The organism is Kitasatospora sp. NPDC049258, assembly GCF_040678895.1.
In the GTDB taxonomy this organism is placed as follows: domain Bacteria; phylum Actinomycetota; class Actinomycetes; order Streptomycetales; family Streptomycetaceae; genus Kitasatospora.
Window position 1 is genome coordinate 1 of sequence record NZ_JBFAQT010000096.1, and the last position, 2438, is coordinate 2438.

Consider the following 2438-nt stretch of genomic DNA (forward strand, 5'->3'; position numbering starts at 1 on the left):
GTGCTCTGGGGCTGCAACGACGAGAACGTCCAGGGCGGCGTCACCGCCCTGCAGAACGCCGGTATCGGCGCCGACCACGTGATCGGCGTCGGCCTCGGCGCCTACCTCGCCTGCAAGAACTGGAGCGGCGACAAGCCCACCGGCATGAAGGCCGCCCTGTTCATCAACGGCAAGGACGTCGGCGCCCTGGCCGTCCAGACCATGTACGACAAGCTCAAGAACTCCAAGGACTTCCCCGCCGAGGCCTTCGCCCCCACCACCATGGTCGACGCCACCACCTGGAAGACCGCCGGCGTCACCTGCAACTGACGCTCCACCGATCGGGTCGGCTCCCCCATGGCCGGCCTCGGTGTTCTCCCGGGCCCGACGGCTGCCCCGCCAGGCCCGGGAGGGCACCCCCACCGCCACACCGTGAGACCGGACGACCCGGCCTCACCCGGGCCCGAACTCCACCCCGGTGGCCGGGCCGCCACCGCGCACCGACCGCTTGCCCTTCCCGACCCTCCCGCACGACGCCAAGGTGACCTCGATGAGTCCAGCTCCTGCCGTGAACCCGGATCCCCGCCCGCCCACCGCCGGGAGCGCCGGCGTGCAACAGGTCTCCAAGCGCTTCGGGGCGGTCCAGGCGCTCGGTGGGGTGACCCTCGACTTCCCGGCCGGGCAGGTCACCGCCCTGATGGGGGAGAACGGCGCGGGCAAGTCCACCCTGCTGAAGATCCTCACCGGCGACCACCAGCCCACCGAAGGGCACGTCGTCCTCGACGGACAGCCCGTCGTGCTGTCCTCGCCGACCGACGCCCGCCGCGCGGGCATCCGGATCATCCCGCAGGAACCCGAGATCATCCCGCACGTCTCGGTCGCCGAGAACGTCTACGCCGGCGCCCTGCCCCGCGCCGCCGGCCGCCGCCTCGACCGGGCCGAACTGCGCCGCCGCATCACCGCCGACCTCCGGCGTCTGGGCTTCGACAAGGTCCTCGACCCGGACCTGCTCGGCTCCCAGCTCACCCCCGCCCAGCGCCAGCTGGTCGAGATCATGCGCGCCCTGACCGGCGACGCCAAGGTGATCGCCTTCGACGAGCCCACCTCCTCGCTCTCCGAGCACGAGGTGGACGCGCTCTTCGCGCTCATCCGCCGGCTGCGCGATCAGGGCACCGCGGTCGTCTACGTCTCCCACCGTATGCAGGAGATCTTCCAACTCGCCGACCGCATCGCCGTGCTGCGCGACGGCGCGCTCGCCGGTGTCCAGGACGCGGCCACCACCACCGAGGGCGAGCTGGTGCGCCTGATGGTCGGCCGCGACCTGTCCTCGATGTTCACCCGCCGGCACGTCGCCACCGACCGCCTGGTCCTCGACGTCCGCGGGGTGACGACCGATGCCGTACGCGACATCGACCTGCAGATCCACGCCGGTGAGGTCGTCGGTCTCGCCGGTCTGATCGGCGCCGGCCGCTCCGAACTCGCCCTCGCCCTCGCCGGTGACCTGCCCATCCACGCCGGTACCGTCACCCTCGACGGCCGGCGCCTGCCCTCGGGCAAGCCCGGCGCCGTGATCCGGGCCGGGCTGGGCCTGGCCCCCGAGGAACGCAAGGCCCAGGCGCTGTTCCTGCACCGCTCGATCCGCGACAACACCTCCACCGTGGTGCTGGAACGGCTGCGCCGCTTCCGCTTCGTCAAGCGCGGCGCCGAGCGGGAGCTCGCCCAGCAGTACACCGACCGCCTGCGGGTGCGCACCCCGTCCATCGAGCACGAGGTCCGCAAGCTCTCCGGCGGCAACCAGCAGAAGGTCGTCCTCGCCCGCTGGCTCGCCCGCAAGCCCAAGGTGCTGATCCTGGACGAGCCCACCCGCGGTATCGACGTCGGGGCCAAGGCCGAGATCTACCAGATCATCGCCGACCTCGCCCAGGACGGGATCGCCGTCCTGGTCATCTCCTCCGAACTGCCCGAGGTCCTCGGCCTCGCCGACCGCGTCGTCGTCATGCAGAACGGCCGCATCACCGGCGAGCTGAGCCGCGCCGAGGCGAACGAGGAAGCGATCCTCAAGCTCGCCATGGCCGACGACATCGCCACCACCCTCATTCCTGGAGCCTCCGTATGAGCACCACGACCGCTACCCCGCCGTCCACGAAGAACGGCGTCCCGCATCGGCGCAAGGAGCCCGGCAGCTCGCTGCTGGCCTCGGTCGGCGGGCAGAACCTCAGCCTGATCGGCGCCCTGGTGGTCGTGCTGGCCCTGTTCGGGGTGCTGAACGACAACTACCTCTCCGTGTCGAACATGCAGGTGATCGCGGAGGCCGCCACCATCACCGGCCTGCTCGCCGTGGTGCAGACCGTCGTGATCATCTGTGGCGGCCTCGACATCTCCGTCGGCTCCCAGGCCGGCGTCGCCTCCGTGGTCAGCGCCATGGCCTTCACCTCCACCGGCGCCAACCCCTTCGCCGG

At 71.5% G+C, this 2438-nt stretch carries 1 protein-coding gene and 2 pseudogenes; all 3 read left to right on the forward strand.

The features are described 5' to 3' along the window. Positions 1-309, forward strand: a pseudogene (locus tag AB0K43_RS31300) (sugar ABC transporter substrate-binding protein); the annotation flags it as partial. 220 nt (positions 310-529) lie between these two features. After that, positions 530-2095, forward strand: coding sequence for a sugar ABC transporter ATP-binding protein (locus AB0K43_RS31305; RefSeq protein WP_363645792.1), 1566 nt, complete (start codon positions 530-532; stop codon positions 2093-2095). Further along, positions 2092-2438, forward strand: a pseudogene (locus AB0K43_RS31310) (ABC transporter permease); the annotation flags it as partial. The gene AB0K43_RS31305 and the pseudogene AB0K43_RS31310, both read left to right, overlap by 4 nt.

Coding starts and splice junctions, on each gene's coding strand:
- AB0K43_RS31305 (WP_363645792.1), top strand. CDS start 530: ATGAGTCCAGCTCCTGCCGTGAACCCGGATCCCCGCCCGCCCACCGCC.